Annotated in this window: 25 protein-coding genes; 19 read left to right on the forward strand and 6 right to left on the reverse strand. The window is 73.2% G+C overall.

Translation table 11 applies throughout. From position 1 onward, the window contains the following. Window positions 1-83: 83 nt before the first annotated feature. Both QFZ71_RS07585 and QFZ71_RS07590 read left to right on the forward strand, forming a co-directional pair. A complete protein-coding gene (locus QFZ71_RS07585) occupies window positions 84-1235 on the forward strand; it encodes an alpha/beta hydrolase (protein WP_307667489.1) in 1152 nt (383 codons plus the stop codon). Beyond that, on the forward strand, window positions 1232-2464 hold the full coding sequence (locus QFZ71_RS07590) for an acyltransferase (RefSeq protein ID WP_307667490.1): 1233 nt from the start codon (window positions 1232-1234) through the stop codon (window positions 2462-2464). Before QFZ71_RS07585 ends, QFZ71_RS07590 begins: the two co-directional genes overlap by 4 nt. Window positions 2465-2634: 170 nt before the next feature. On the opposite strand, the gene QFZ71_RS07595 is transcribed toward QFZ71_RS07590, so the two are convergent. Together QFZ71_RS07595 and QFZ71_RS07600 are read right to left on the reverse strand one after the other, a co-directional pair. Continuing rightward, window positions 2635-3648: an aldo/keto reductase gene (locus QFZ71_RS07595; RefSeq protein WP_307667491.1), complete on the reverse strand. Its 1014-nt coding sequence runs from the start codon at window positions 3646-3648 to the stop codon at window positions 2635-2637. Continuing rightward, window positions 3648-4196 carry a MerR family transcriptional regulator gene (locus tag QFZ71_RS07600; RefSeq protein ID WP_307671368.1) on the reverse strand — a complete coding sequence of 183 codons (549 nt, stop codon included), beginning with the start codon at window positions 4194-4196 and terminating at the stop codon, window positions 3648-3650. Before QFZ71_RS07600 ends, QFZ71_RS07595 begins: the two co-directional genes overlap by 1 nt. A gap of 176 nt (window positions 4197-4372) precedes the next feature. Between QFZ71_RS07600 and QFZ71_RS07605 the strand changes: the two genes are divergently transcribed. From QFZ71_RS07605 to QFZ71_RS07630, 6 genes are all read left to right on the forward strand, one after another. Continuing rightward, on the forward strand, window positions 4373-4678 hold the full coding sequence (locus QFZ71_RS07605) for a small hydrophilic protein (RefSeq protein WP_307667492.1): 306 nt from the start codon (window positions 4373-4375) through the stop codon (window positions 4676-4678). Further along, window positions 4668-6137 (forward strand): cell wall metabolism sensor histidine kinase WalK, encoded by a 1470-nt coding sequence (locus QFZ71_RS07610; RefSeq protein WP_307667493.1) that lies wholly within the window; start codon window positions 4668-4670, stop codon window positions 6135-6137. Before QFZ71_RS07605 ends, QFZ71_RS07610 begins: the two co-directional genes overlap by 11 nt. Next, window positions 6134-6793, forward strand: coding sequence for a response regulator transcription factor (locus QFZ71_RS07615; protein ID WP_307667494.1), 660 nt, complete (start codon window positions 6134-6136; stop codon window positions 6791-6793). The genes QFZ71_RS07610 and QFZ71_RS07615 overlap by 4 nt, the downstream gene beginning before the upstream one ends. A 168-nt stretch (window positions 6794-6961) precedes the next feature. Further along, entirely contained in the window at window positions 6962-8395 is a 1434-nt protein-coding gene (locus QFZ71_RS07620) for an SLC13 family permease (protein WP_307667495.1), read from the forward strand. Beyond that, window positions 8392-9612, forward strand: a complete 1221-nt coding sequence (locus tag QFZ71_RS07625; protein ID WP_307667496.1) for a glycerate kinase — start codon at window positions 8392-8394, stop codon at window positions 9610-9612. The genes QFZ71_RS07620 and QFZ71_RS07625 overlap by 4 nt, the downstream gene beginning before the upstream one ends. Window positions 9613-9777: 165 nt before the next feature. Further along, window positions 9778-10590, forward strand: a complete 813-nt coding sequence (locus QFZ71_RS07630; protein WP_307667497.1) for a serine hydrolase — start codon at window positions 9778-9780, stop codon at window positions 10588-10590. Here the strand turns inward: QFZ71_RS07630 and QFZ71_RS07635 are convergent. Next, the gene (locus QFZ71_RS07635) at window positions 10559-11035 is read right to left on the reverse strand and encodes an ATP-binding protein (protein ID WP_307667498.1); all 477 of its coding nucleotides are present in this window, start codon (window positions 11033-11035) and stop codon (window positions 10559-10561) included. The two genes, QFZ71_RS07630 and QFZ71_RS07635, sit on opposite strands and share 32 nt — an antisense overlap. An 83-nt stretch (window positions 11036-11118) precedes the next feature. On the opposite strand from QFZ71_RS07635, the gene QFZ71_RS07640 reads away from it, so the two are divergent. The 5 genes from QFZ71_RS07640 (at window position 11119) to QFZ71_RS07660 (ending at window position 14401) form a co-directional block, all read left to right on the forward strand. Continuing rightward, window positions 11119-11943, forward strand: coding sequence for a helix-turn-helix transcriptional regulator (locus tag QFZ71_RS07640; protein WP_307667499.1), 825 nt, complete (start codon window positions 11119-11121; stop codon window positions 11941-11943). Beyond that, window positions 11927-12268 (forward strand): DUF397 domain-containing protein, encoded by a 342-nt coding sequence (locus QFZ71_RS07645; protein ID WP_307667500.1) that lies wholly within the window; start codon window positions 11927-11929, stop codon window positions 12266-12268. The genes QFZ71_RS07640 and QFZ71_RS07645 overlap by 17 nt, the downstream gene beginning before the upstream one ends. 163 nt (window positions 12269-12431) lie before the next feature. Then, window positions 12432-13145 carry a hypothetical protein gene (locus QFZ71_RS07650; protein ID WP_307667501.1) on the forward strand — a complete coding sequence of 238 codons (714 nt, stop codon included), beginning with the start codon at window positions 12432-12434 and terminating at the stop codon, window positions 13143-13145. Window positions 13146-13250: 105 nt separating this feature from the next. Continuing rightward, window positions 13251-13658 (forward strand): hypothetical protein, encoded by a 408-nt coding sequence (locus QFZ71_RS07655; RefSeq protein ID WP_307667502.1) that lies wholly within the window; start codon window positions 13251-13253, stop codon window positions 13656-13658. A 29-nt stretch (window positions 13659-13687) separates the two neighbouring features. Further along, window positions 13688-14401, forward strand: a complete 714-nt coding sequence (locus tag QFZ71_RS07660) for a DinB family protein (RefSeq protein WP_307667503.1) — start codon at window positions 13688-13690, stop codon at window positions 14399-14401. A 9-nt stretch (window positions 14402-14410) separates the two neighbouring features. Here QFZ71_RS07660 and QFZ71_RS07665 read toward each other — a convergent pair whose 3' ends face one another. Both QFZ71_RS07665 and QFZ71_RS07670 read right to left on the reverse strand, forming a co-directional pair. Further along, window positions 14411-15070, reverse strand: a complete 660-nt coding sequence (locus QFZ71_RS07665) for a pirin family protein (protein WP_307667504.1) — start codon at window positions 15068-15070, stop codon at window positions 14411-14413. A gap of 186 nt (window positions 15071-15256) precedes the next feature. Then, entirely contained in the window at window positions 15257-16402 is a 1146-nt protein-coding gene (locus QFZ71_RS07670) for a hypothetical protein (protein ID WP_307667505.1), read from the reverse strand. Window positions 16403-17086: 684 nt separating this feature from the next. On the opposite strand from QFZ71_RS07670, the gene QFZ71_RS07675 reads away from it, so the two are divergent. The 5 genes from QFZ71_RS07675 to fabF all read left to right on the forward strand — a co-directional run bounded on the left by QFZ71_RS07675 (window position 17087) and on the right by fabF (window position 21985). After that, entirely contained in the window at window positions 17087-18286 is a 1200-nt protein-coding gene (locus QFZ71_RS07675; protein ID WP_307667506.1) for a CdaR family transcriptional regulator, read from the forward strand. A gap of 89 nt (window positions 18287-18375) precedes the next feature. Next, entirely contained in the window at window positions 18376-19293 is a 918-nt protein-coding gene (locus tag QFZ71_RS07680; protein WP_307667507.1) for an ACP S-malonyltransferase, read from the forward strand. 9 nt (window positions 19294-19302) lie between these two features. After that, the gene (locus tag QFZ71_RS07685; protein ID WP_307667508.1) at window positions 19303-20334 is read left to right on the forward strand and encodes a ketoacyl-ACP synthase III; all 1032 of its coding nucleotides are present in this window, start codon (window positions 19303-19305) and stop codon (window positions 20332-20334) included. 63 nt (window positions 20335-20397) lie between these two features. Then, window positions 20398-20646 carry an acyl carrier protein gene (locus tag QFZ71_RS07690; protein WP_014045780.1) on the forward strand — a complete coding sequence of 83 codons (249 nt, stop codon included), beginning with the start codon at window positions 20398-20400 and terminating at the stop codon, window positions 20644-20646. Window positions 20647-20722: 76 nt separating this feature from the next. Beyond that, a complete protein-coding gene (gene fabF / locus QFZ71_RS07695) occupies window positions 20723-21985 on the forward strand; it encodes a beta-ketoacyl-ACP synthase II (protein ID WP_307667509.1) in 1263 nt (420 codons plus the stop codon). Between the two features lie 115 nt (window positions 21986-22100). On the opposite strand, the gene QFZ71_RS07700 is transcribed toward fabF, so the two are convergent. Continuing rightward, window positions 22101-22595: a DUF3145 domain-containing protein gene (locus tag QFZ71_RS07700; RefSeq protein ID WP_307667510.1), complete on the reverse strand. Its 495-nt coding sequence runs from the start codon at window positions 22593-22595 to the stop codon at window positions 22101-22103. 373 nt (window positions 22596-22968) lie between these two features. Between QFZ71_RS07700 and QFZ71_RS07705 the strand changes: the two genes are divergently transcribed. Next, window positions 22969-23913 carry an SGNH/GDSL hydrolase family protein gene (locus QFZ71_RS07705; RefSeq protein WP_307667511.1) on the forward strand — a complete coding sequence of 315 codons (945 nt, stop codon included), beginning with the start codon at window positions 22969-22971 and terminating at the stop codon, window positions 23911-23913. Window positions 23914-23923 lie beyond the last annotated feature (10 nt).

A 23923-nucleotide genomic window follows, 5' to 3' on the forward strand; every position in this document is an offset into this window, starting at 1 on the left:
CCGGTGTGACGCCGCGTCACCCGTCCTCTTCCTACCTTCCTCCCGGTCGCACCGGTCGGTGCGACCGGGAGAGGGAGGGAACGATGCGTCGACACGCGAGGGCTCTGGTCGCGTTCGCACTGGCCGCCGGTGTGGTGGCGGGAACCACCGGCTGGGTTTCGGGGGATGCGCAGCAGGCGCTGACCGGGCCGCCGCCGGGCAGTGCGCAGTGGCGGGCGGACCGGGCGCTGGGGAGGGGGCTGCCCGACCCTGAGCGCGCCGCGCCGGCCGACGTCGCGGAGTTCTTCGCGGGGTTGAGCGCCGGGGAACGGCAACTCCTGGTGGTGCGGCACCCGTCCGTCGTCGGGAATCTCGACGGGGCCCCGCTGGAACTGCGTTACCGCGCCAACGCGCTGGCGCTGGCGGCCGAGGACGACCCCCGCTACCGTTCGCTCGCCGCCCCCGGCCGCCGCATCCTGGCGTTCGACCCGCGCGGACGCGGCCAGGTCGCCGAGGTCTTCGGGGATCTGCGCACGGCGTCGCGGGTCGCGGTGGTGGTACCGGGGTCGGACAACGACGCCGGGACGTACGACCGGAAGGCCGCCGCACACGGTGCCCCGCCCGGCATGGCCAGGACCCTGCACACGGCGGCCGGTCCGGGGACGGCCGTCGTCGCCTGGGTCGGGTACACCACCCCGGTGGGTGTCGGCATCGACGCGGCGACCGGCGGCCTCGCGGAGGCCGGGGCGGGGCGGCTGACCCGGTTCACGGAGGGCCTGACGGCGGACGGGCTGCCCGGGCCCGCCGTGTTCTGCCACAGCTACGGCTCGGTGGTCTGCGGTCTGGCCGCGCACCGGCTGCGCGCCACCGACCTCGTGGTCCTCGGCTCCCCCGGCATGCGGGCGGACGATGTCACGGGGCTGCGGACGAGGGCCCGCGTGTGGGCGGCGAAGGACCCCACGGACTGGATCGACAACGTGCCGAACGTCCGCTTCGCGGGCCTGGGCCATGGGACGGACCCGACCGACCCGGCTTTCGGCGCCCGGCGCGTACCGGCGGACGACGCGCGGGGCCACGCCGGGTACTTCGCGCCGGGGACGGATTCGCTGCGGACCTTCGCCGCCATCGTGCGGGGCACGGCCACGCGGGATGGCGCGCGGGGCCCGGCGGTCGCGCGAGCCCTGGACTGCGCGGAAGCCCTGGAAGGTACGCAAGCCCCGGCGGACGCGCAGGCCCTGGAAGGCGTGGGCCGATGAACGCCGCACGGGAGCGCACGAGGCGGCTCGCCGCCCGTATCGACGCCTCCACCCCCGCCCACCGCGACCGGGCGATCGACGGCCTGCGGGCGGTGGCCCTCCTCGCCGTGCCGCTCGGTCACTGGATGCTCGGCGGCTTCCGGCTGGACGCGGACGGCCTGCACAACGCGAGCCCGCTCTCGGCGTTCGCCGGACTCGCGCCCGCGAGCTGGGTGCTCCAGATGCTGGGGATCTTCTTCCTCGTCGGGGGGTACGCCTCGGTGCTCTCCTACCGCCGGCGGGCCTCGACGACGGCAGCCTGGCTGGGAGGCCGGCTGGCCCGCCTCGGCCGGCCGGTGCTCGGGGTGACCGCCGTGTGGGCGGTGCTGCTCACCGTGCTGTCCGCGCTGGGCGTGCCCGGCGACACCCTGCGTACGGGGGCGACGCTGGTGATCCAGCCGCTGTGGTTCGTCGGGGTGTACACCGTGGTCACGGCCCTCACTCCGGTCTGCGTCGGGCTGGCGCGGAAGCTCGGCGGCTGGGCGGCGCTGCCGCTGCTGGGGTCGGTGGCGGTGGTGGACTTCCTGCGGTACGGGCCGTTCGCGGAGGCGATGCCGTCCTGGCTGAGCCTGCTCAACCTCCTGCCCGGCTGGCTGTTCGCGTACCAGCTCGGCGTGGCCTGGGGCGAGGGGCGGATCGGGAGGCGCGGGGCCGGGCTGCTGCTGGCCGGGGGCGGGGTGCTGTTCGCCGTGCTGCTGCTCGTCTTCCACTATCCGGCGTCGATGGTCGGGGTGCCGGGCGAGGCCCGGACGAACTCGCATCCGCCGTCGCTGCTGGTGGTGGCACTGGCGGCGGCGCAGAGCGGGGCGGCGATCCTGCTGCGCGACCGGCTCGGCCGGCTGCTGCGCAGGCCGCTGCTGTGGGCGCCGGTCGTGGTGGTCAACCTGTCCGCGATGACGATCCTGTGCTGGCACCAGAGCGCGATGCTGGCCGCCGCCGTACCGGCCTCGCTCGCGGGGGTCGGGGGCACGGCGGTGGCGGGGCTGACGACCGCGCCGGAGACGGTGGGCTGGCTCCTCGCCCGGATCGCGTGGCTGCCGGTGTTCGCGGGGCTGCTGGTGCTGATCGCCCGGTACGCGCGCCGCTTCGAGGCACCGTGGCAGGCGGGCACCCGCGCCGCGAACGCCCGCCGCGCGCTGGCCGGGCTGCTCGCGGCGGGGTTCGCGGTGTTCGCGCTGGGGCTGGCGTGAGGGAACGGCGGGTCAGGCCCTCCCGGCGTACGGTCCCCGCACGGCGGACGGGCCCTCCCCGCGTACGGGTCCCGGAGACCGGGGTGCGCCGCTCGGTCGTCATGAACCGCATGAACCGGGCGATCGCCCCGTGCGCCTCCCGGCCGTTCGCACCGGCCCCGCTCCCGTGCCTACTCCCGCGCCGCCGCCGTGCTGCTCATGTCCGGGTAGCGGTCCCCCGCGACCCGGTCCGCGATCGGCTCCAGGGCGGCCAGTTCGTCCGGCGTCAGGGTCAGACGGGTCGCCGCCACGTTCTCCAGGAGGCGGCCGCGCTGTCGCGTGCCGGGGATCGGGACCACGTTCAGCCCGTGCGCCTCGGCGCGCTGGTGGACCCAGGCGAGGGCCACCTGCGCGGGCGTCGCCCCGTGCGCGGCGGCGATCGTGCGGACGGGCTCCAGCAGGGCCGCGTTCGTCCGGGCGTTGCCGCCGCTGAACCGGGGCTGGTGCTTGCGGAAGTCGCCCTCCCCCAGGTCCTTGCCCGCGTCGGTGAAGGCCCCGGTGAGGAAGCCCCGGCCGAGCGGCGAGTACGGGATGAGCGTGACGCCCAGCTCGGCCGCCGCGCCGACGGCGCTCCTCTCGACGTCCCGGCTGAAGAGGGACCACTCCGACTGGAGGGCGGCGATCGGGTGCACGGCGTGCGCCTCGCGTAGTTCGGGGCCGGTCACCTCGCTCAGCCCGAGCTGCTTGACCTTGCCCTGCCGGACCAGCTCCGCCAGCGCGCCGATCGAGTCGGCGAGCGGGACGGCCGGGTCGCGGCGGTGCATGTAGTAGAGGTCGATGACATCGGTGTCCAGCCGGCGCAGGCTCGCCTCGACGGCGGTCCTGATGTACGCGGGGTCGTTGCTGATGCCCCGGTAGTGGGGGTCGTCGGTGCGGACGAGGGCGAACTTGGTGGCGAGGGTGATCTCGTCCCGGTGAGCCCGGACGAACGGCGCGAGGAACTCCTCGTTGGCCCCGCGCCCGTAGGCGTCGGCGGTGTCGAGAAGCGTGACGCCCGCCTCCAGGGCCGCGTCCAGGGTGTCGCGGGCGGAGCGTTCGTCCGTCTCGCCGTAGAACTCGCTCATGCCCATGCAGCCGAGGCCCTGGACACCGACCTGCGGTCCGCCCGCTCCCAGCTCCACCGTGGCGATCTTGTCAACGGTCATCAGGCACTGTGCCTCTCCGGCGCCCGGCGGGCGCCCGCGTAGAACTCGATCTTGTGGTCGAGGACGGCGAGGGTGTCGTGGAGCTCCGCGATCCGCGCGATCACATCGCGGCGGGTCGCCTCCAGCAGTTCCCGCCGTGCCTCGACGGTGGACTCGCCCTCCCGCAGCAACTCCGCGTACCGCACCATGTCGGCGACGGGCATCCCGGTCATCCGCAGCTTGCCGACGAAGGCCAGCCAGTCGAGATCGCGGTTGGTGAAACGGCGCTGACCGGTGTGCGAGCGGTCCACGTGCGGCATGAGCCCGATGCGCTCGTACCAGCGCAGGGTGTGCGCGGTGAGCCCGGTGCGGGCGACGACCTCGCTGATCGTGTAGCTGTCCCGGCCCGTGGGGCGGGGGTGGGGAGAAGGGGCGGCCGTACAGACGCCCACCCCCGAGGGGGTCCCCGCCGAGATCCCCGGTGAGGTTGCCTGCGAGGCCCCCGGTGAGGGCCGCGTCGGTGCGGTCGTCGCGGGAGTGCTCCGGGAGGTTCCGTCGATCACCGTCATGTCCTCCACGCTAGATCCTTGGAGTGCACTCGAAGCAAGCGGCACCGGCGGCGGCCCCTCCCGCACCACCCACGCCCGCACATGCCCCCTTTGCGCACATGCCCCCTTTGTCCGAGATGAAGGAATGTTCATCCTGGCTTCATCTTCGTACCGTGCGGGACCGCCAGGGTGAACGCATGGCTTTCTCACCTCGTCTGGCGGCCCTGGCTGCCGTCGTCGCCGTGCCCCTCGGCATCGCGGCCACCAGCTATGCCATGACCGACACCTCGGAGGCGCCGAAGGTGCCGCCCGCCGTCCGGTTGGAGGAGAGCCCACGCGGCACTCCGCCGGAGAGCGGCGGCCCGGCGCCGGACGGACGGACACCGGGCGGACCGGCGCCGAGCGGTTCCGCCACCCCGACCCGCACACCGGACAGCTCCGTCGTTCCGGGCCCCTCGGCGGCCGACGACGACGATGACGACGACTTCGGTGATGACGGTTAGCCTGCCGAGGATCTCCGCCCGCGTACGCATCCTGCTCTGGCTCCTGGTCGTGATGGCGGTCGCGCTGGGCGCGGTCGCCGTCACCGTGCGCTCCCTCCTCCAGCAGGACGTGGACCACCGGATCAGCCAGCTGCTCACCCAGGAGACCGGAGAGTTCGCCAACTTCGTCCCGCAGGGCGTCGATCCGGACACCGGCGGCCGGTTCCCCACCGCCGACCGGCTGCTCCGGATCTATCTGCAACGCCAGTACGCGGACCCCGACGAGGAGTTGCTGGGCCTCACCGGCCGCCCCGGCGACCGGCCCGACGTCATCCGGCAGCGGCGCGATCTGCCCCCGGACACCGCCCTGTGGCGGGACGGTGCGTCGCTGACCCGCATCCACGCCTCCCCGGACTCCTTCGGAACCCTGCGACGCCCGCAGGGTGAGGTGCGCTGGGCGAAGGTCGGGATCGGCGCGTCCAGGGACGGCAGGCCCGGAACGTTCGTCGTCGCCTTCCACCCGGAGCGCGAACGGGCCGTCGCCGACAAGACGTTCTGGACGCTGCTCGCCCTGTCCGGGGTGGCGCTGCTGATGACGACAGGGGTCGGCTGGGCCGTCGCCGGCCGCATTCTCGCGCCCGTACGGATCGTCCGGGCGACGGCGGCCGAGCTGACCGAACAGGACCTCACCCGGCGTATCCCCGTGGAGGGCCGGGACGACATCGCGGCGCTGGCGGAGACGTTCAACGCGATGCTGGACCGGCTGGAGCGGGCGTTCGCCGCGCAGCGGGTCTTCGTCGACGACGCCGGGCACGAGCTGCGCACCCCGATCACCATCGTCCGGGGCCATCTGGAGCTGATGGGCGACGATCCGGCGGACCGGGAGGAAACGGTACGGCTGGTCACGGACGAGCTGGACCGGATGAGCCGTATCGTCGAGGATCTGCTCCTCCTCGCGGGCGCCGAGCGCCCCGACTTCGTCCGCCCCGAACCCGTCCAGCTCGCGGAGCTGACCGCCGACGTGTTCGTGAAGGTGCGGACCCTCGGGGACCGGGAGTGGCAGCTCGACGGCGTCGCGGACCGCGAAGTGCGGCTGGACCCGCAGCGGATGACGCAGGCGATGGTCCAGCTCGCGCAGAACGCCGTCCAGCACACCGTTCCCGGCCAGCGCATCCGGATCGGCTCCCGGACCGAGGCGGGACGCGCCCGCACGGGACAGGCCCCGCCGGACCGGGACGGGGCGGGCCGCGTCGAACTGTACGTCGCGGACCACGGGCCCGGCATCCCGCCGGAGGACGCCGAGGTGATCTTCGAACGGTTCCGCCGGGGCACCTCCCGGCGCGGGACCCGCACCAGCGGCGCGGGGCTCGGCCTCGCCATCGTCAAGGCCATCGCGGAGGGCCACCACGGACGCGTGGAACTCCGCCGGACCGAGGGCGGCGGAGCCACCTTCGTACTCATCCTGGAGACCGACTCATGAACCGCATCCTGATCGCCGAGGACGAGGAGCGCATCGCCTCGTTCGTCCAGAAGGGGCTGCGCGCCAACGGCTTCACCACGGTCGTCGCGGAGGACGGCGACCTGGCGCTCGGCCACGCGCTGACCGGCGGTTTCGACCTGATGGTGCTCGACATCGGGTTGCCGGGGCGGGACGGCTTCACCGTCCTGCGGGAGCTGCGCGAGGCGCGGGTCACGCTGCCGGTGATCGTGCTCACCGCCCGCGACTCGGTCCGGGACACCGTGGCCGGGCTGGAGGGCGGGGCCGACGACTGGATGACGAAGCCGTTCCGCTTCGAGGAGTTGCTCGCCCGCGTACGGCTGCGGCAGCGCACCGCCGCCCGCGCGCCCGAGGTCACCCTGTTGCGCAGCGGCAGCCTCGCCCTGGACCTGCGGACGCGCCGGGCCCGCGCGGAGGAACGGACGGTGGACCTGACGGCGCGCGAGTTCGTGCTTCTGGAGATGTTCCTGCGCCATCCGGGCCAGGTGCTGTCCCGCGAGCAGATCCTGTCGCATGTGTGGGGGTACGACTTCGACCCCGGCTCCAACATCGTGGACGTGTACGTCCGGGCGCTGCGCCGCAAGTTGGGGGCGGAGCGGCTGGAGACGGTACGGGGCATGGGGTACCGGTTGCCGTAGCCCTCGGGGTACGCCCGGACCGACGCCGCCCGGTCACCCGCCGCCCGAACGGCCGGGTGACCGGGCGGCCGGGTGACCGGGCGGCCGGGTGACCCGGCGGCGGCGGGATGAAAGGTCCTTCACCGGCCGCTCATCGACCTCTCACCCCGCCTTCCGAGGCTGTACAGCGTGCCTCTCCCCCTCCGGCAGACCGCCGGCCTCTGCGCCGTCCTCGGACTCTGCGCCCTCCTCGCCGTCCCCGGCGCCGCCCCCGGCCTCGGCGTCGACGGGCGGCTCTCCCTCGCCGTCTTCGTCCTCGCCACCGCCGCCTGGATCGCCACCCCGGTGGATGACGCCTACGTCGCGCTCGGCGCGGGCCTGGCGCTGACGGTGACCGGGGTGATCAGCAGCGAGACCCTGTTCGCCACCTTGGGCGACGAGACGGTGTGGCTGCTGATCTGCGCGTTCGTCCTGGCGGCGGCCGTGACCCGGACCGGTCTGGCCGGGCGGGCCGCCGTGTTCCTGGTCGGCGGGGCCCGGACCGTACGCCAGTTGGTGCATCTGACCACGGCCGGTCTGGTCGTCACCGCGTTCGCCGTACCGGCCACCTCGGGCCGGGCCGCGCTCGCCCTCCCGGTGTTCCTGGCGCTGGCCGCCGCGCTCCGGGAGCGGACCCGCCTCGTCGTCATGCTGGCGCTCCTCTTCCCGACCGTCATCCTGCTCTCCGCCGTGGCGACCCTGATCGGGGCGGGCGCGCACCTGATCACGGTGGGGGTGCTGGGGGAGCAGACCGGGGAGCAGTTGGGCTTCGTCCAATGGCTGGTCCTCGGGCTGCCGTTGGCCGTCGTGTCCTCCCATCTCGCCGCCGAACTGGTGCTGGTGACCACGACCCGGCGCGCCGACCGCAGGGGGCCGGTCAGGATCACGGCGGCGCAGATCCAGGAGCACTCCGGGACGGCCGTCGAAGGGCCGTTCACCCCGGCGGAGTCGCGGTGCCTGCTGCTGCTGGCGACCGTGGTCCTGCTGTGGTGCAGCGAGCCGCTGCACGGGGTGTCGCCCGCCGTGGTCGCGCTGATCGGCGCGCTGGTGGCGACCTCGCCCGCGCTGGGCACGGTCCGCTTCAAGGACGGGCTGCGGACGGTCCCCTGGCCGCTGCTGCTGTTCATGGCCGCCACCATGGCGATGGGCGTCGCCCTCGCCGATTCGGGTGCGGCCGACTGGCTGGTGGGGTGGATACCCACGGGGGCGTCCACGCCCCCGTGGTTGTTCCTCGCCGGAGTGGTCGTCGTCAGCACGGCCGCCCATCTCGCGCTCCAGTCGCGCTCCGCCCGGTCCTCCGTGCTGGTGCCGCTGGTGGTCGCGGCGGCGGTCGGGGCCGGGGTCAACCCGGTCACGGCGGCGCTGGCCTCCACGGCCGCCGCCGGTTTCTGCCACACCCTGCCGTCCTCGGCCAAGCCGGTCGCCCTCTTCGCGGATGTGCCGGGCACCCCGACGTACACCCCGCGCGACCTGCTGCGGCTGTCCGCCTTCCTCGCCCCGCTCACCGCCGCCCTCGTCCTCCTCTTCGCCCTCGCCGTCTGGCCGTTGCTCGGCGTGCCCGTCCTCCTGGAGACCCAGCCATGACCCGTCCTTCCTCCCGCGCTCCCCGCATCGCCATCGCCCCCAGCGGCTTCAAGGAGTCCCTGTCGGCGGCCCGTGTGGCGGAGGCCATCGCCGCCGGCGTACGCCGGGTGGTCCCCGACGCCGAACTCGACCTCATCCCCCTCGTCGACGGCGGCGAGGGCACGGCGGAGGCACTGGCCCTGGCGGGTGGCGGCCGGCTGGTGAAGACCACGGCGACGGGCCCCGTGGGCGACCCGGTCGCCTCGCACTTCGCGTTGCTGGGTGGTCCCGGACCGCTCACCGCCGTCGTCGAGATGGCGGCCGTCGCGGGGCTCGCCCTGGTCCCGCCGGACCGCCGCCATCCGGGCGCGACCACCACGTACGGGGTCGGCGAGCTGATCCGGGCGGCCCTGGACGCCGGGGCCCGGCGCATCCTCGTCGGCTGCGGCGACTCCGGTACGTCGGACGGGGGCGCGGGCGCGCTCCAGGCGCTCGGGGCCCGGCTGACCGACCGGCACGGCCGCGAACTCCCGCCGGGCGGCGGGTCGTTGCACGAGTTGGAGCACCTCGACCCGTCCGCCCTCGACCCGAGGCTGGCCCGCACGGAACTGCTGGTGGCCTGCAACCCGTACAACGTGCTGTGCGGGAAGCGCGGCGTGGCCCGCGTGTTCGGGCCGCAGAAGGGGGCGACCCCGGCGGAGGTGGAGCTGCTCTCGGCGGGCCTGGAGCGGCTGGCCGCCGTCCTCACCCGTGACCTGGCCCCGGCGTTCACCCCGCCGACGGGAGCCGCCGTCGACCTGCGGACGGCCCCCGGAACGGGCGCTTCGGGCGGGCTGGGGGCCGGGCTCGCCGCGGTGGGGGCCCGGCTCCTCCCCCGTTACGACGTCCTGCTCGACGGCCTCGACCTGGACGCCCGCCTGGCCCGCGCCGATGTCGTGATCACGGCGGAGGGGGCGCTCGACCACCAGACCGTACGCGGGAAGATCCCGGCGGAGGTCGCCCGCCGGGCCCGCGCCTCCGGGGTGCCCGTCCTGGTGCTGGCCGGGACGATCGGGCCGGGCGCGCAGGACGTACGGGCGGTGGGCGTGGACGCGTACAGCGCGATCCTGCCCGCCCCGATGACGCTGGGGGAGGCGATCGGCCGCAGCGGCGAGTTCCTGGCGGACGCCACGGAGCGGGCGATGCGGATCATGGCGCTCGGCACCCGGCTCGCCCCGCTGCACCCGCTGGCGGCGTGAGGTCGCCGGGCCGGGGCCCCGTGCGGGCACGGCGGCCGGACGGGGCCCGCGCCCGGCTCCGGGCCGCCGTGCCCGCACGGGCCGGGGCAGGGGCTCCTCGCACGGGCCGGGGCAGGGAACGGGCCCGGGGACGCGAAGGCAGGGGCGGCCGTTAGGCTCGGAACCATGGAGAGCCTGCGCATCATCGACACCTGGCCGGTCACCACGGCGGCGGCCGCCGTCGTCCGGGCGGATGGCACCGTCCTCGGCACGCACGGGCCGACCGACCACCGTTTCCCCCTCGCCTCGGTCACCAAGCCGCTCGCGGCCTACGCGGCGCTGGTGGCGTACGAGGAAGGGGCCGTCGAGCTGGACGAGCCGGCCGGGCCCGAGGGCTCCACGGTGCGCCACCTCCTCGCCCACACCAGCGGCCTCGCCTTCGACGAGCACCGGGTGACGGCCCCGCCCGGCGAGCGCCGCCTCTATTCGAACGCGGGCTTCGAGGTGCTGGGCGAGCACATCGCGCGGGCGTCCGGCATCCCGTTCGCGGAATACCTGCGCCAGGCGGTCCTGGAGCCGCTGGCCATGACGTCCACGACCCTGGACGGCTCCCCCGCCCGCGACGGCGTCTCCACCGCCGGGGACCTGGTCCGCTTCGCGGCCGAGGTCCAGGCCCCCCGCCTGCTCGACCCGCGTACGGTCCTGGAGGCCCAGAGCGTGGTGCATCCGGGCCTCAAGGGCGTCCTGCCGGGCTACGGCCACCAGAACCCGAACGACTGGGGCCTCGGCTTCGAGATCCGCGACTCCAAGTCCCCGCACTGGACGGGCACTTCGTCCTCCCCGGCCACCTTCGGGCACTTCGGCCAGGCGGGCACGTTCCTGTGGATCGACCCGGTGGCGGGCGCGGCCTGCGTCGCGCTGACGGACCGCGCGTTCGGCCCGTGGGCGGCGGAGGCGTGGACGCCGTTCACGGACGCGGTTCTGGCCGAGCTGTCCTGATCCGCCGGGCACTCCCCGGCTCCGGCGGGGTCAGGCACTCGAACCAGACGGTCTTGCCCGGCTGATCCCACTGCTTCACGATGCCCCAGGCGTCGGTCACGGCGTTGACCAGGACGAGCCCCCGCCCGCCTTCGTCCAGCGGGTCCCTCCTGATGGCGAGCGGCAGAACCGGGTTGTCGTCCGCCACCTCGACGCGGACGCCTTCGCGGTCCGGCAGCCGGAAGATGTAGGCCCGGCCGCGCCGGTCGGGGACGTGCTGCACGACGTTGGCGATCAGCTCGGTGAGCGCCAACTCCGCCGCGTCGGCGAGGAACAGCAGGTCCCAGGTCCTGAGGTAGAGCCGCAGAATGCGGCGCAGGTGCCGGGCGGAGTGCTCACCGAAGGCGAGGTCGGCGCGGTAGACGGGCTCCCCGGCATTCCTCCGGGGGACGAGTACGTGATTCATGTCACCAGGCTGCGACGGAATGGCTACGCTCGGCTACGCACCGAAACGAACGCCGCGAGGCGTTGCACCCGGAGGTCCGCACCGTGGCCAACATCCAGACGCTCGATCCCGACGCCTCCCCGCTGGACTTCTACGGCGGGGAGCTGCGCCGCCTGCGGGAGGCCGCCAAACTGACGCAGCCTCAGCTGGGCGACATCATCTTCTGCACCGGCTCGCTCATCGGCCAGGTCGAGACGACGAGGAAGATCCCGACCCGCGACTTCTCGGAGCGTGTGGACGCGGCGCTGGGCACGGACGGCGTGTTCTCGCGGCTGGTGGGGCTGGTGCTGCGGAGCCAACTGCCCACGTGGTTCCAGGCGTACGCGGACATGGAGGCGAAGGCCGCGTACATCTCCACGTACCAGGCGCAGTTGGTCTACGGGCTGCTCCAGACGGAGGAGTACGCACGGGCGGTGCTGGCCACCGGCATGCCCAAGGATCTGGACGGCCTGCTCGCGGCGCGGATGGAGCGCCAGCGCATCCTGGAGCGGCAGAAGCCACCGCTGGCATGGGCCATCCTGGACGAGGCCGTGCTGTACCGGCCGATCGGCGGCCACGAGGTGATGCGGGCCCAACTCCAGAAGCTGTTGGACTACGCGACACACCGCTGGATGCGCATCCAGGTGCTGCCGTTCGAGGCCGGTGAACACGCGAGCCTGGACGGCTCATTCACCAGCATGCGCTTCGACGACGACCCGGACATCATCTACACCGAGGACCTCATCTCCGGCCATATGACGGCCAACCCGGAGACCGTCAGAGAGTCCTCGCTCCGATACGCTCACCTCCAGGCCACCGCACTCTCCGTCGAGGAATCGGTGGCGCGGATCAGCCGCGTGATGGAGGAGCGTTATGGAGCACGGCCCTGACCTGACGAGCGCGGAGTGGCGCAAGTCGAGCTACAGCGGAAGCACCGGCGGCGACTGCGTCGAGTGCACCGTGACCGATGGCGCCATCTGGCGGAAGTCCTCGTACAGCGGCAGTACAGGCGGCGAGTGCGTCGAGTGCACCGTGACCGGCGGCGCGGCCTGGCAGACGTCCTCGTACAGCGGCAACACCGGCGGCGAGTGCGTCGAGACCGCCGTCGAGACCGCCTGCGGGTCCGTCCCCGTCCGCGACAGCAAGAACCCGACCGGCCCCGCCATCGTCCTGGGGGCCCGCGCCTGGCAGACGTTCGTGGACGGACTGCGCTGACACGACCACGTCCGAGAAGGCGGCGGCCGGGGCCTGACGGGCTCCGGCCGCCGCCTTCTTCACGCGCGGCGCGTCGAGCGGCTCGTGCGGCGGAGCGAGAGTGTCAGTGGGCGGTGCGAGGGTGGTACGGACAGCTCCCCTCACTGCGGTCGGAAGAGGCCCGATGCCCGACGAACGTCCGGAGGCCGCCGCGCCCCCAGCACGCTTCGACACCAGCTGGTGTGCCACCGATCTCGGCGCATACCGGCCGTGCCGGTTCACCTACGCGTACTACCCCTACGAGAGTCTTCCGCCGCTCGACTCGGCCCAGTACACCGGCGCTTTCGCATGGCTCGGCGGCCCCACCGAACCGGCCCCCGACCGCCTGGCGGCACTCGACCGTCTGGCCGCCGCCCTCGCGGCCGAAGGCGTGGCGCTGCCGCGCGACTTCGTCACCTGCCTGGCCGACGCGAAGCTCCGCTTCTCGCTGGACGACGTATCGGTGACCGGCTGTTGGACCGATGTGTCCGAGCCTCTTCCCAGTCCGGTCGAGCCCGGCGCCTTCCTCGTCCGCTTCCTGCGGGACCAGCAGGACTGCGTCCACTGGTACCTCCACCTCAGCCCGTCCGGCGAGGTGTTCGTGGTGCACTCCTCCGTCGACTACGCGGACCTGTACGAAGCGGAGGACGGCGATGACGGCGCGTGGCCCGGCCTCGCCGATCCGGAGGATCAGGAGGACACGATCCTCTGGTGCGCGCCGTCGTTCGAGGAGTTCGCGCACCGGTTCTGGATCGAGAACCGCCTCTGGCGCGCCCTTCAGGACGGTGACCTCTCGGCCCTCTCACCGCAGGAGCATGCCTACCTGCGCCACTACGCGCCGTCAGGAACACCGACCTGATCCCGGCATGGCCCCGGCGTGGTCGTAGGACGGGGCGAGGAGGCCGCCGCCTTCCGTACGGCCCGTATACGGGGCCCCGGTTGCCCGCTGCTAGATTCATCCGCCATGCGATCACGAGACTACGACCTCGAATTCCGGGAGCGGGCCTCCCGCATACGTGACGGGGGAGCCCTTCTCCTGGTGGTCGCGGGCCTGTTGTGGGGCTGGTGCGCCATCCTGCTGATGACGGAGTACTCGATCGAGACGCCCGGCGGCAACGAGAGGGAGTGCGCGGCCCGCCTGTTCACGGACAGGGGGACCGCCAACGAAGGCGTATACAGCGGTGATTACTGCGCCGACGAACGCGACTGGCCCGAGGCGCTGGCCGTTATGGGGCTCTCCATCCCCGTGGCACTCGCGGGAACCGCTCTGGTCACCACCGGCAGCGTGAGCCGGCGGATGAGCGGCCACGCCCAGGCGATACGCGAGCTGGACCGGCTGACGGCCGAACGCGACCAGCGGTCCGAGTCCTGAACCGCGGCACGACGACGAGGGAGACACATATGAACGACCAGGGGCAGCGGACCGACCGACTGGGCATCCTGATCGAGCAGTTCGACCAGGCACGGGAGATGGCCGAGGTCCGGCTGCGCGGGCTCGGGGACGAGGAGTACCTCTGGGAGCCCGCCCCCGGCAGCTGGTCGATCCGGCGCCGGGAGGAGGCGGTGACGCCCCGGGCGTACGGGCCGGGCGCCTGGGTCCTCGACAAGGGCGCGCCGGAGATCCCGGCGAGCGAGTACGCGGAGGTCGCCCGGCAGGCGGCGGGCGGGATGTCCGTGGCGAAGATCGCCGAGGACTGGAGCGTCAGTACCGAACGGGTCGAAGAGGTCCTGGCGTTCACCGACGAGCCGGAGCCCGACGTCGTACCGGTCACGACCATCGCGTGGCGGCTGGGGCATCTGCACTCCGACTTCGCCGGCCGGTGGGAGTGGACCTTCGGCGAACGGCGGCGGGACCCGCACCTCCTGGTCGACTTCACGCCGTCCGCCTCGCTCGCGCTGGACCGCTTCCGGGAGACGCTCGACCGCCACCGCGCGAGCATGGACACCCTCACCGAGGAACAGCTCGACACGGTGGGCCTGTCGCAGTACCCGTACGGCTCCGACCCGGACGACGCGTACATCGGCGTGCTGGTCAACGCCAACCTGGAGCTGATCCACCACATGGCCGAGATCGCGCTGCTCCGCGACCTGTGGCGGGCGCTCCGGGCCGGGTAGGCGCGGGGCTCAGCCCGCCAGCTCCCACACCAGCAGCTCGGCGGGCCCGTCCACCGTGACCGCCGCCAGGTCCCGCGCGCCGGTGATCCGGGCGGCGTCACCGGGGCCCAGCTCCTCACCCCCCAGGGCGACCGTCCCCCGCACGACGTGGACGTACAGGCGCACCGCGTCCGGGAGGGTGGTGCGTTCGCCCCCGGCCGGCCGGTGGACATGGAGCACCGCGCCCGCGCCGGGCAGGGCGTACGGGGTGGAGTCGGTGATGCCGGGCACGACCGTGTACGAGGGTTCGCCGCCCGGCTCCAGGGGGGCCAGCCACATCTGGAGGAACGTCGACGGACCGGTGCCGTCGTTGCGTTCGACGTGGCGGACCCCGGAGGCGGCGCTCAGGTGGGCCAGGTCCCCGGCGCGGACGACGGTGGACTGCCCGGCCGAGTCGCGGTGGGTCAGCTCGCCCTCGACGACCCAGGTGACGATCTCCGTATGGCTGTGCGGATGCTCCTCGAACCCGGCGCCCGCGTCGAGGCGCTCCTCGTTGCAGGCCAGGATCGGGCCGAAGCGGAGGTTGTCCGGGTCGTAGAAGGGGCCGAAGGAGAGGGCGTGCCGGGTGTCGATCCCGGCGGCCTCGTCCCCGCCCCGGTAGCGGTCCTCGGACCGGTGCACGGATATCACCCGGCCACGGTAGCCCGGCGCACGCCCGTGCGGGGCGGCACACGATGGACGGGTCCTGCGGGACACCGTGCTGCCGGTCCGGATCGGCCCGCGAGCGCGTCGGCGGCGGCGAGGACGGCACGTGCGGTGCGGGTGTTCACGGCTCCCGCCTGGGGACGGTGGCCGCAGGGTCCGGTCGGCCGGTGGTCAGTACGGGCCTTCGTCCGGCTGGGAGAAGCCGGACGTTCCTGAGGTGAACCGGCCGGACCCGGCCGGTCGGGCCGCGCCCCGGGTGAGCGCCAGGTCCATGGCGACGAACGCCGCCAGCCACAGGAACGCGCCGAGGTGCAGCAGCCACCAGCCGCTCTCGTAGTTGCCGAGGGGGTGGCCGTCGAAGGCGTCGTTCCCGAGGAGCACCAGAGGGAACGCGACGGAGCACAGGAGGCCCACGACTCCGAGCGCACGGGAGGGCGAGTGCGGCGTGAGGGCGCGGTGGGCGACGGTGATCGCGGCCAGGAGGCAGAGCAGCGACGGCCAGGTCACCAGGCCGCCCGGAGGGCCGGGCGGGAACTCGGACAGCCCGAGGACGTCCTCCGTCACCAGGGCGATACCGCCCGTCCCACCCTCGCCCTCATAGGGGAAGAGCATGGCGATCCCGGGCAGCGCGGTGGCGAACACCGCCCAGACGGCGACACACGTCAGCACCGCGCCCGCCACGATGCCCCAGCGAGGCCCGCCCCCATCGGGCACCACGGCCGGGAACACCCGTGGGTCCGCACCCGGCTGCCCGGTGGTGCCCGGCGCGTACGGATGGCCTCCCGCGTACGGATGGCCGGCCGCCGCGTACGGATCGCCGCCTGCGGCCGGACCGGCCCCGGACCCTCCGGAGGCGTCTGCCTCCGCGTGGACGATCTGTACATGCGGCGGCGCATACCGCTGTGCCTTCGCGGTCAGCTTGCCCAGGTGGAACTTCCGCCGCTCGACCGCCACATGGAGCTGCGCGGGCATCGCCGGATCGGGGGGCAGCACCTCGGCCCCCGCAGGGATGACCGTACCGTCGCGCAGCCGCGTGCCGATGAGCACCTGTGGCCCGAGCGCGGGCGAATCGGCGACGACGAAGGCGGTGACGTCGGTCCACGGCAGCTGGACGTTGCCGATGCGCACGCCGCCGGGGTCGAACTGGAAGAGGACGCGCCGCGCGTCGAACCACAGGAAGACGTACGGCGCGGCCACCACGACGACCGTGCCGCCCTTCATGTCCAGCGCCCAGCCGCAGAGCACCGCGAAGCCCACGAGCGCGCCCATCAGGCCCCAGAGCTTCGCAAGATCACCGGGCGAGAACGGCCCCGTCACCCGGTAGCGCTCCCAACGCGCTCGGCGGCGCCCGGCCGACGGCCTCCGCGCGGGAGTCGGCTGCGGATAGCTCATGTGCTGGTCCCCTGACGAACTTCGTATCCCTGCGCGGCATGCCGCACCCGCAGGCACCCCCACCGCCGCGACCCCCGTCGGCTCGCGGAACGTTTGTACCGCGCCCGAGCGACGGATCGTCCACCACCCCCACCGCAGGAGAGGGAGATCACACGGCGGAGGGCCGACGCGCCGATGTCCTCAGGCGAGCCGTCGTGCGGGTGAGGGGGGCGAGACGCGTACCGGACGCGCCTCCCGTGCCGGGCGCAGCCGCAACCGGGCGACCCCCGAACGGGGTTGGGGAGTACGCCCACGGCCAGGACCCCCGACCGGGGCTCACGCCGGGCTTGTCCGACCAGGGCCGCCGCCGCTGCCGGCGCGGACCGTCACCGGCCCGGACGGCGCGGCCGATGTCATCCTCCCTCCCGTGCATCCGTCGGCGGACGGGCGCCGCCCCTCCGCCGGCCCGCGCGACGGCGGCGACGGCGCGGGGCGCTCCCCGGCGCAGGCCGCGGGACCTTCGCACGGCGGCCCTGGGGTGGCCGCGGCGGTCACGGGCCCGCCCGCCGGTACGGGGCTCCCGTGCCCCGGCCCACCGATCCACCGGCCCGATAAGGCAGTCTTGTCCTCGTGCCCCGACCCGATCCTGAGCAGCCCCCCGCCCACGACGCCCACCTGCACGCCGCGACGCTGAAACGGCTGGAGCAGTCCTCCGGCCGGCTGGCCGCGAACGCGATTGCCCGCATGGACGAATCGCTGCCGTGGTACCGGGCGATGCCGCCGGAGAACCGGTCCTGGATCGGCCTGGTCGCCCAGGCCGGTATCGCCGCGTTCACCGAGTGGTTCCGGCATCCCGAGACCCCGCAGGCGATCTCGACCGACGTCTTCGGCACCGCCCCGCGCGAACTGACCCGCGCCATCACCCTGCGGCAGACCGTGGAGATGGTGCGCACCACGATCGAGGTCATGGAGGCCGCGATCGACGAGGTGGCCGCCCCCGGCGACGAGTCGGTGCTGCGGGAGGCGCTGCTCGTCTACGCGCGCGAGATCGCCTTCGCCACCGCCCAGGTCTACGCCCAGGCCGCCGAGGCGCGGGGCGCCTGGGACGCCCGGCTGGAGTCGCTGGTGGTGAACGCGGTGCTCTCCGGCGAGGCCGACGAGGGGGCCGTGTCACGGGCCGCCGCGCTCGGCTGGAACTCGCCCGAGCACGTGTGCGTCGTCCTCGGCACCGCGCCCGACGGGGACAGCGAGCTGACCGTGGAGGCGATCCGGCGCGCCGCCCGGCACGCCAAGCTCCAGGTCCTCACCGGGGTCCTCGGCAACCGGCTCGTCGTCATCGCGGGCGGCAGCGACAACCCGCTCCAGGTCGCCAAGGGGCTGATCGGCCCGTACGCGGCCGGGCCGGTCGTCGCCGGGCCCGTCGTGCCCGACCTGCTCGCGGCCACCCGGTCCGCCCAGGCGGCGGCGGCCGGGCTGAAGGCGTGCTCGGCGTGGCAGGACGCGCCGCGTCCGGTGCTGGCGGACGATCTCCTCCCGGAGCGCGCGATGGCCGGAGACCCCGCCGCGCGGGACCAGTTGGTGGAGGAGATCTACAGACCGCTGGAGGAAGCCGGTTCGGCTCTGCTGGAAACGCTGAGCGTCTATCTGGAGCAGGCGAGCAGTCTGGAGGGTGCCGCCCGGATGCTCTTCGTGCACCCCAACACCGTGCGCTACCGGCTGCGACGTGTGACGGACGTCACCGGCTGGTCGCCCTCCGACGTGCGTTCGGCCTTCACCCTGCGGATCGCCCTGATCCTGGGGCGCTTGGCCGCAGCCGATCGCCAGTCCTAGACTTTTGTTGGACTCCAACAATTCCCCTGACGGTTCTTCGTCCCTGTCCCCACGGGCGTACCGGGCCGTCCACAAGAGAGAGTGTGAGGGTGCTCGTACTCGTCGCTCCCGGCCAAGGCGCTCAGACGCCCGGCTTCCTGACCCCCTGGCTCGACCTTCCCGGTGCCTCCGACCGCATCGCGGCCTGGTCCGACGCCATCGGGCTCGACCTTGCCCACTACGGCACGAAGGCCGACGCGGACGAGATCCGCGACACGGCCGTGGCGCAGCCGCTCCTGGTGGCCGCCGGACTGCTGTCGGCGACCGCCCTGGACGCCGCCGCCCCGGACGTCGTCGCGGGCCACAGCGTCGGTGAGATCACCGCCGCCTCGCTCGCCGGCGTCATCGACGAGGACGCCGCGCTGCGCTTCGTCCGGACCCGTGGGCTCGGCATGGCCGAGGCCGCCATGGTCACCGAGACCGGCATGGCGGCCCTCCTCGGCGGCGACCCGGCCGTCACGGTCCCGCACCTGGAGAGGCTCGGGCTGACCCCGGCCAACGTCAACGGCGCCGGCCAGATCGTCGCCGCCGGGACCGCCGCCCAGATCGCGGCCCTGGAGGCCGACAAGCCCGAGGGCGTCAGGCGGATCGTTCCGCTCAAGGTGGCCGGCGCGTTCCACACGCACCACATGGCTCCGGCCGTGGAGAAGCTGCGCGCGGCGGTCGGCGACCTGACGGTCTCCGACCCGACCGTGCGTTACGTTTCGAACGCCGACGGCCATACCGTGGCCACCGGCACCGAGGTCATCGCCCGGCTGGTCGGGCAGGTCGCCAACCCGGTCCGCTGGGACCTGTGCATGGAGACCTTCCAGTCCCTGGGCGTCACCGCACTCGTCGAGCTGTCCCCGGGCGGCACGCTGACCGGACTCGCCAAGCGCGCGCTGCCCGGTGTGCGGACGCTCGCGCTCAAGACCCCCGACGACCTCGACGCGGCCCGCGCGCTCATCTCCGAGCACGCAGGCGTCTAAGGAGCGAGCATGTCGAAGATCAAGCCCAGCAAGGGCGCCCCGTACGCGCGGATCGTCGGGGTCGGCGGCTACCGCCCGACCCGCGTCGTGCCCAACGAGGTGATCCTCGAAACGATCGACTCGTCCGACGAGTGGATCCGCTCCCGCTCCGGCATCGTCACCCGCCACTGGGCCTCCGACGAGGAGACCGTGGCCGCGATGTCGGTGGAGGCGTCCGGCAAGGCCATCGCCGACGCGGGCATCGACCCGGAGCAGATCGGCGCGGTCGTCGTCTCGACCGTCTCGCACTTCAAGCAGACCCCGGCCGTCGCCACCGAGATCGCCCACAGGATCGGCGCGGGAAAGCCCGCCGCCTTCGACATCTCGGCCGGCTGCGCGGGCTTCGGCTACGGCCTGACCCTCGCCAAGGGCATGATCGTCGAGGGTTCGGCGGAGTACGTCCTGGTCATCGGCGTGGAGCGGCTCAGCGACCTGACCGACCTGGAGGACCGCGCGACGGCCTTCCTGTTCGGCGACGGTGCGGGCGCGGTCGTCGTCGGCCCCTCCCCGGAGCCGGCCATCGGCCCGACCGTGTGGGGTTCCGAGGGCGACAAGTCCGAGACCATCAAGCAGACGGTGGCCTGGAACGACCTGCATGCCGGAGACCTCTCCACGCTGCCGCTCGACTCGAAGGGCGAGATCAAGTTCCCCGCCATCACGCAGGAGGGCCAGGCGGTCTTCCGCTGGGCCGTCTTCGAGATGGCGAAGGTCGCCCAGCAGGCGCTGGACGCGGCCGGGATCGCCCCGGAGGACCTGGACGTCTTCATCCCGCACCAGGCCAACATGCGGATCATCGACTCGATGGTGAAGACCCTGAAACTGCCGGAGCACGTCACGGTCGCCCGTGACATCGAGTCCACCGGCAACACGTCCGCCGCCTCGATCCCGCTCGCGATGGAGCGGCTCCTGGCGACCGGTCAGGCGAAGAGCGGCGACACCGCGCTCGTCATCGGCTTCGGGGCGGGTCTCGTCTACGCCGCGACGGTCGTTACCCTCCCCTAGGCACACCGGACCTTTTGGTCCGTGCGCACGAACACCGAACAAACCCACCGAAGGAGCGCCAAGATGGCCGCCACGCAGGAAGAGATCGTCACCGGTCTCGCCGAGATCGTCAACGAGATCGCCGGTATCCCGGTCGAGGACGTTCAGCTGGACAAGTCCTTCACCGACGACCTGGACGTCGACTCGCTGTCCATGGTCGAGGTCGTTGTCGCCGCCGAGGAGCGCTTCGACGTCAAGATCCCCGACGAGGACGTCAAGAACCTCAAGACGGTCGGCGACGCCGCCGACTACATCCTGAAGCACCAGGGCTGATCCCAGCCCGGCTGTGTCGCCACCCGGCGGTGGCGCCGCTGATTCACGACCCTCTACACGTGGAGAAGATTTTCCAGTGAACTCGACCAATCGCACCGTGGTCGTCACCGGTATCGGCGCAACCACTCCGCTGGGTGGCGACTCCGCATCGACCTGGGAAGGTCTGATGGCCGGCCGGTCCGGCGTCAAGCCTCTCGAAGGCGAGCGCTTCGCCGACCTGCCCGTCCGGATCGCCGCCCTCGCGGCCGTCGATCCTGGCGACGTACTTCCCCGTCCGCTGGCCCGCAAGCTGGACCGTTCGGCACAGTTCGCGCTGATCGCGGCCCGCGAGGCGTGGGCGGACGCGGGCTTCACCGCCAAGGCCGGCGAGGACGAGTCCATCGCCCCCGAACGCCTCGGCTCGGTCATCGCCTCCGGCATCGGCGGCGTGATCACCCTGCTCGACCAGTACGACGTGCTGAAGGAGAAGGGCGTACGCCGCGTCTCCCCGCACACCGTTCCCATGCTCATGCCCAACGGCCCGGCGGCCAACGTCGGTCTGGAGGTCAACGCACAGGCCGGTGTCCACACGCCCGTCTCCGCCTGCGCCTCGGGCGCGGAGGCGATCGGGTACGCCGTCGAGATGATCCGTACCGGCCGTGCCGACGTGGTCGTCGCCGGTGGTACGGAGGCGGCCATCCACCCGCTGCCGATCGCCGCGTTCGCCAACATGATGGCGATGTCCAAGAGCAACGACGAGCCCGAGAAGGCGTCGCGTCCGTACGACACCGGCCGGGACGGGTTCGTCCTCGGCGAGGGTGCGGGCGTCGTCATCCTGGAGTCCGCCGAGCACGCCGCCCAGCGCGGCGCGAAGGTCTACTGCGAGGTGCTGGGCCAGGGCCTCTCGGCCGACGCCCACCACATCGCGCAGCCCGAGCCGACCGGGCGGGGCATCGCCGCCGCGATGCAGAACCTGCTGGACTCCAGCGACCTCAAGCCCTCCGAGGTGGTCCACCTCAACGCGCACGCCACGTCGACGCCGCAGGGCGACATCGCCGAGATCAAGGCGCTGCGCAAGGTGCTGGGCGAGGACCTGGACCACGTCGCCATCTCCGCGACGAAGTCGATGACGGGTCACCTGCTCGGTGGCGCGGGCGGCATCGAGACGGTGGCCACCGTCCTCGCGCTGCACCACCGCACGGCCCCGCCGACCATCAACGTCGACGACCTCGACGCGGAGATCGACGCGGACATCGTGCGCGGCGAGCCGCGGGCGCTGCCCGAGGGGCCGATCGCGGCGATCAACAACTCGTTCGGATTCGGCGGCCACAACGTGGTGCTGGCGTTCCGGTCGGTGTAGTCCACCGCTGTACGCGTGAAGCCCGCCTCCCGGCGTCCGGGAGGCGGGCTTCGTCATGCGATCGGGGCGGGGCGGGCGCCGGGACGATCGGGAGCGGGGCGGGCGCCGGGAGGGGTCACACCACCTGGTGGAGCCAGCGGACGGGAGCGCCCTCGCCGGCGTGGCGGAAGGACTCCAGCTCGTCGTCCCACGGCTTGCCGAGCAGGGAGGAGATCTCGGTCTCCAGGTCGCTCTCGCCGCGCACCGAGCGGGCCAGGGCGGCCCGCAGCCGGTCCTCGGGGACCAGGATGTCGCCGTGCAGGCCGGTGACGGCGTGGAAGATGCCGAGGCCGGGGGTGGAGCTGTAGCGCTCGCCCTCGGCGGTGGGGGACGGCTCGGCCGTCACCTCGAAGCGCAGCAGATCCCAGCCGCGCAGGGCGGAGGCGAGCTGCGAGGCGGTGCCGGCGCGGCCCTGCCAGGAGAATTCGGACCGCCAGGTGCCGGGCGCGGCCGGCTGCCTGATCCAGTCCAGCTGCACCCGCACACCGAGGACGCCCGCCATTGCCCACTCGACATGTGGGCACAGCGCGCGCGGTGCGGAGTGAACGTACAGGACTCCACGTGTCGTCACCGGAACCTCCCGTGTGGGACGAGGTACGCCTTCCCCAACGGCCTCGCGTCCGGACCGCCTCTTTTCGGCCGTCTCCCGAGGTTGTCATCAGTAAACAGCATCGGGAGTTAATCTCCTGAAAAGGGACAGTATGTGACGGGATGTAATGTACCGGAGCCACCCCGGTGCACGCGGGCGGGCGGGACGCCACTGGTTCGACGGGGAAAAGCTACCGTGCGCCGGGGCCGTCCGTGTGACGTACGGTCGGTCTCGGGCCTCTGATGCGCCGGGTTTCACCCGGCAGGGCGCGCACAGCTCCGACCTGGGGATGATGCGTGTGCCGGGGGCATGACCAGAGGCATACGCCAAAGGGTGACCGGAGGGGGTCGGAACGATGCCGGAGCGTACGACACGCCCACGAACGCGTGCCGTCGCCGCGGGGCTGACGGCGCTCGCGTGCCTCGGCGTGGCCGCGTTGGCCGGATGTGGTGGCAGCGGTTCGGAGGGCGGCGTGTCGGGGAACGCTCCGGCCGCCTCGCGCAGCACCTCGCCCTCGCCCTCCCCCTCCCCCGCGCCGGACTGGAACCCCCGGCCCCGGTCGATCGCGGCGGTCGGCGACTCGATCACGCGGGGCTTCGACGCCTGCTCGGTGCTGACCGACTGTCCCGAGGCATCCTGGGCGACCGGTACGGATGCCTCGGTGCGCTCTCTCGCGGTACGGCTGCTCGGCCCGTCGCGGGCGACGGAGAGGAGCTGGAACCACGCGGTGTCGGGCTCCCGGATGGTGCAGCTGCCCGAGCAGATGGCGCTGGCGGCGAAGGAGCGGCCGGAGCTGGTGACGGTGATGACGGGCGCGAACGACGCGTGCCGGGACTCGGCGCGGCTGATGACGCCGGTGGCCGATTTCCGTACCTACTTCGAGGCGTCGATGCGGCAGCTGCGGGCCGGGGCGCCGAAGGCGCGGGTGTACGTCTCCAGCGTGCCGGACCTGAAGCGGCTCTGGTCGACGGGGCGGACGAGCGAGCTGGGCAAGAAGATCTGGCAGCTCGGGATCTGCCGGTCGATGCTGGCCGACGCGGACGACCTGGGCCCGGCGGCGGTCGCCCGGCGGGAGGCGGTGCGGGACCGGGTGGTGGCGTACAACGAGGTGCTGCGGGACGTGTGCGCGAAGGACCGGTACTGCCGGTACGACGGCGGGGCGGTGTTCGCCTACCGGTTCACCGGGACCCAGCTCAGCCCGTGGGACTGGTTCCACCCGAGCCGGGACGGCCAGGCCCGGCTGGCGGAGATCGCCTACCGCAACGTCACGGCCGCGGAGCCGCCCGCGCAGGGCCGGTGACCAGGACCAC

Source organism: Streptomyces sp. V2I9 (assembly GCF_030817475.1).
Classification (GTDB): domain Bacteria; phylum Actinomycetota; class Actinomycetes; order Streptomycetales; family Streptomycetaceae; genus Streptomyces.

Bases quoted from the DNA above. Each gene is read 5' to 3' on its own strand.
- QFZ71_RS07655 (WP_307667502.1), top strand. From the start codon at position 13,251: ATGCGATCACGAGACTACGACCTCGAATTCCGGGAGCGGGCCTCCCGC.
- QFZ71_RS07600 (WP_307671368.1), bottom strand. From the start codon at position 4,196: ATGACGGTGATCGACGGAACCTCCCGGAGCACTCCCGCGACGACCGCA.
- QFZ71_RS07585 (WP_307667489.1), top strand. From the start codon at position 84: ATGCGTCGACACGCGAGGGCTCTGGTCGCGTTCGCACTGGCCGCCGGT.
- QFZ71_RS07690 (WP_014045780.1), top strand. From the start codon at position 20,398: ATGGCCGCCACGCAGGAAGAGATCGTCACCGGTCTCGCCGAGATCGTC.
- QFZ71_RS07590 (WP_307667490.1), top strand. From the start codon at position 1,232: ATGAACGCCGCACGGGAGCGCACGAGGCGGCTCGCCGCCCGTATCGAC.
- QFZ71_RS07650 (WP_307667501.1), top strand. From the start codon at position 12,432: ATGCCCGACGAACGTCCGGAGGCCGCCGCGCCCCCAGCACGCTTCGAC.
- QFZ71_RS07615 (WP_307667494.1), top strand. From the start codon at position 6,134: ATGAACCGCATCCTGATCGCCGAGGACGAGGAGCGCATCGCCTCGTTC.
- QFZ71_RS07625 (WP_307667496.1), top strand. From the start codon at position 8,392: ATGACCCGTCCTTCCTCCCGCGCTCCCCGCATCGCCATCGCCCCCAGC.
- QFZ71_RS07685 (WP_307667508.1), top strand. From the start codon at position 19,303: ATGTCGAAGATCAAGCCCAGCAAGGGCGCCCCGTACGCGCGGATCGTC.
- QFZ71_RS07630 (WP_307667497.1), top strand. From the start codon at position 9,778: ATGGAGAGCCTGCGCATCATCGACACCTGGCCGGTCACCACGGCGGCG.
- QFZ71_RS07610 (WP_307667493.1), top strand. From the start codon at position 4,668: ATGACGGTTAGCCTGCCGAGGATCTCCGCCCGCGTACGCATCCTGCTC.
- QFZ71_RS07595 (WP_307667491.1), bottom strand. From the start codon at position 3,648: ATGACCGTTGACAAGATCGCCACGGTGGAGCTGGGAGCGGGCGGACCG.
- QFZ71_RS07605 (WP_307667492.1), top strand. From the start codon at position 4,373: ATGGCTTTCTCACCTCGTCTGGCGGCCCTGGCTGCCGTCGTCGCCGTG.
- QFZ71_RS07635 (WP_307667498.1), bottom strand. From the start codon at position 11,035: ATGAATCACGTACTCGTCCCCCGGAGGAATGCCGGGGAGCCCGTCTAC.
- QFZ71_RS07645 (WP_307667500.1), top strand. From the start codon at position 11,927: ATGGAGCACGGCCCTGACCTGACGAGCGCGGAGTGGCGCAAGTCGAGC.
- QFZ71_RS07705 (WP_307667511.1), top strand. From the start codon at position 22,969: ATGCCGGAGCGTACGACACGCCCACGAACGCGTGCCGTCGCCGCGGGG.
- QFZ71_RS07660 (WP_307667503.1), top strand. From the start codon at position 13,688: ATGAACGACCAGGGGCAGCGGACCGACCGACTGGGCATCCTGATCGAG.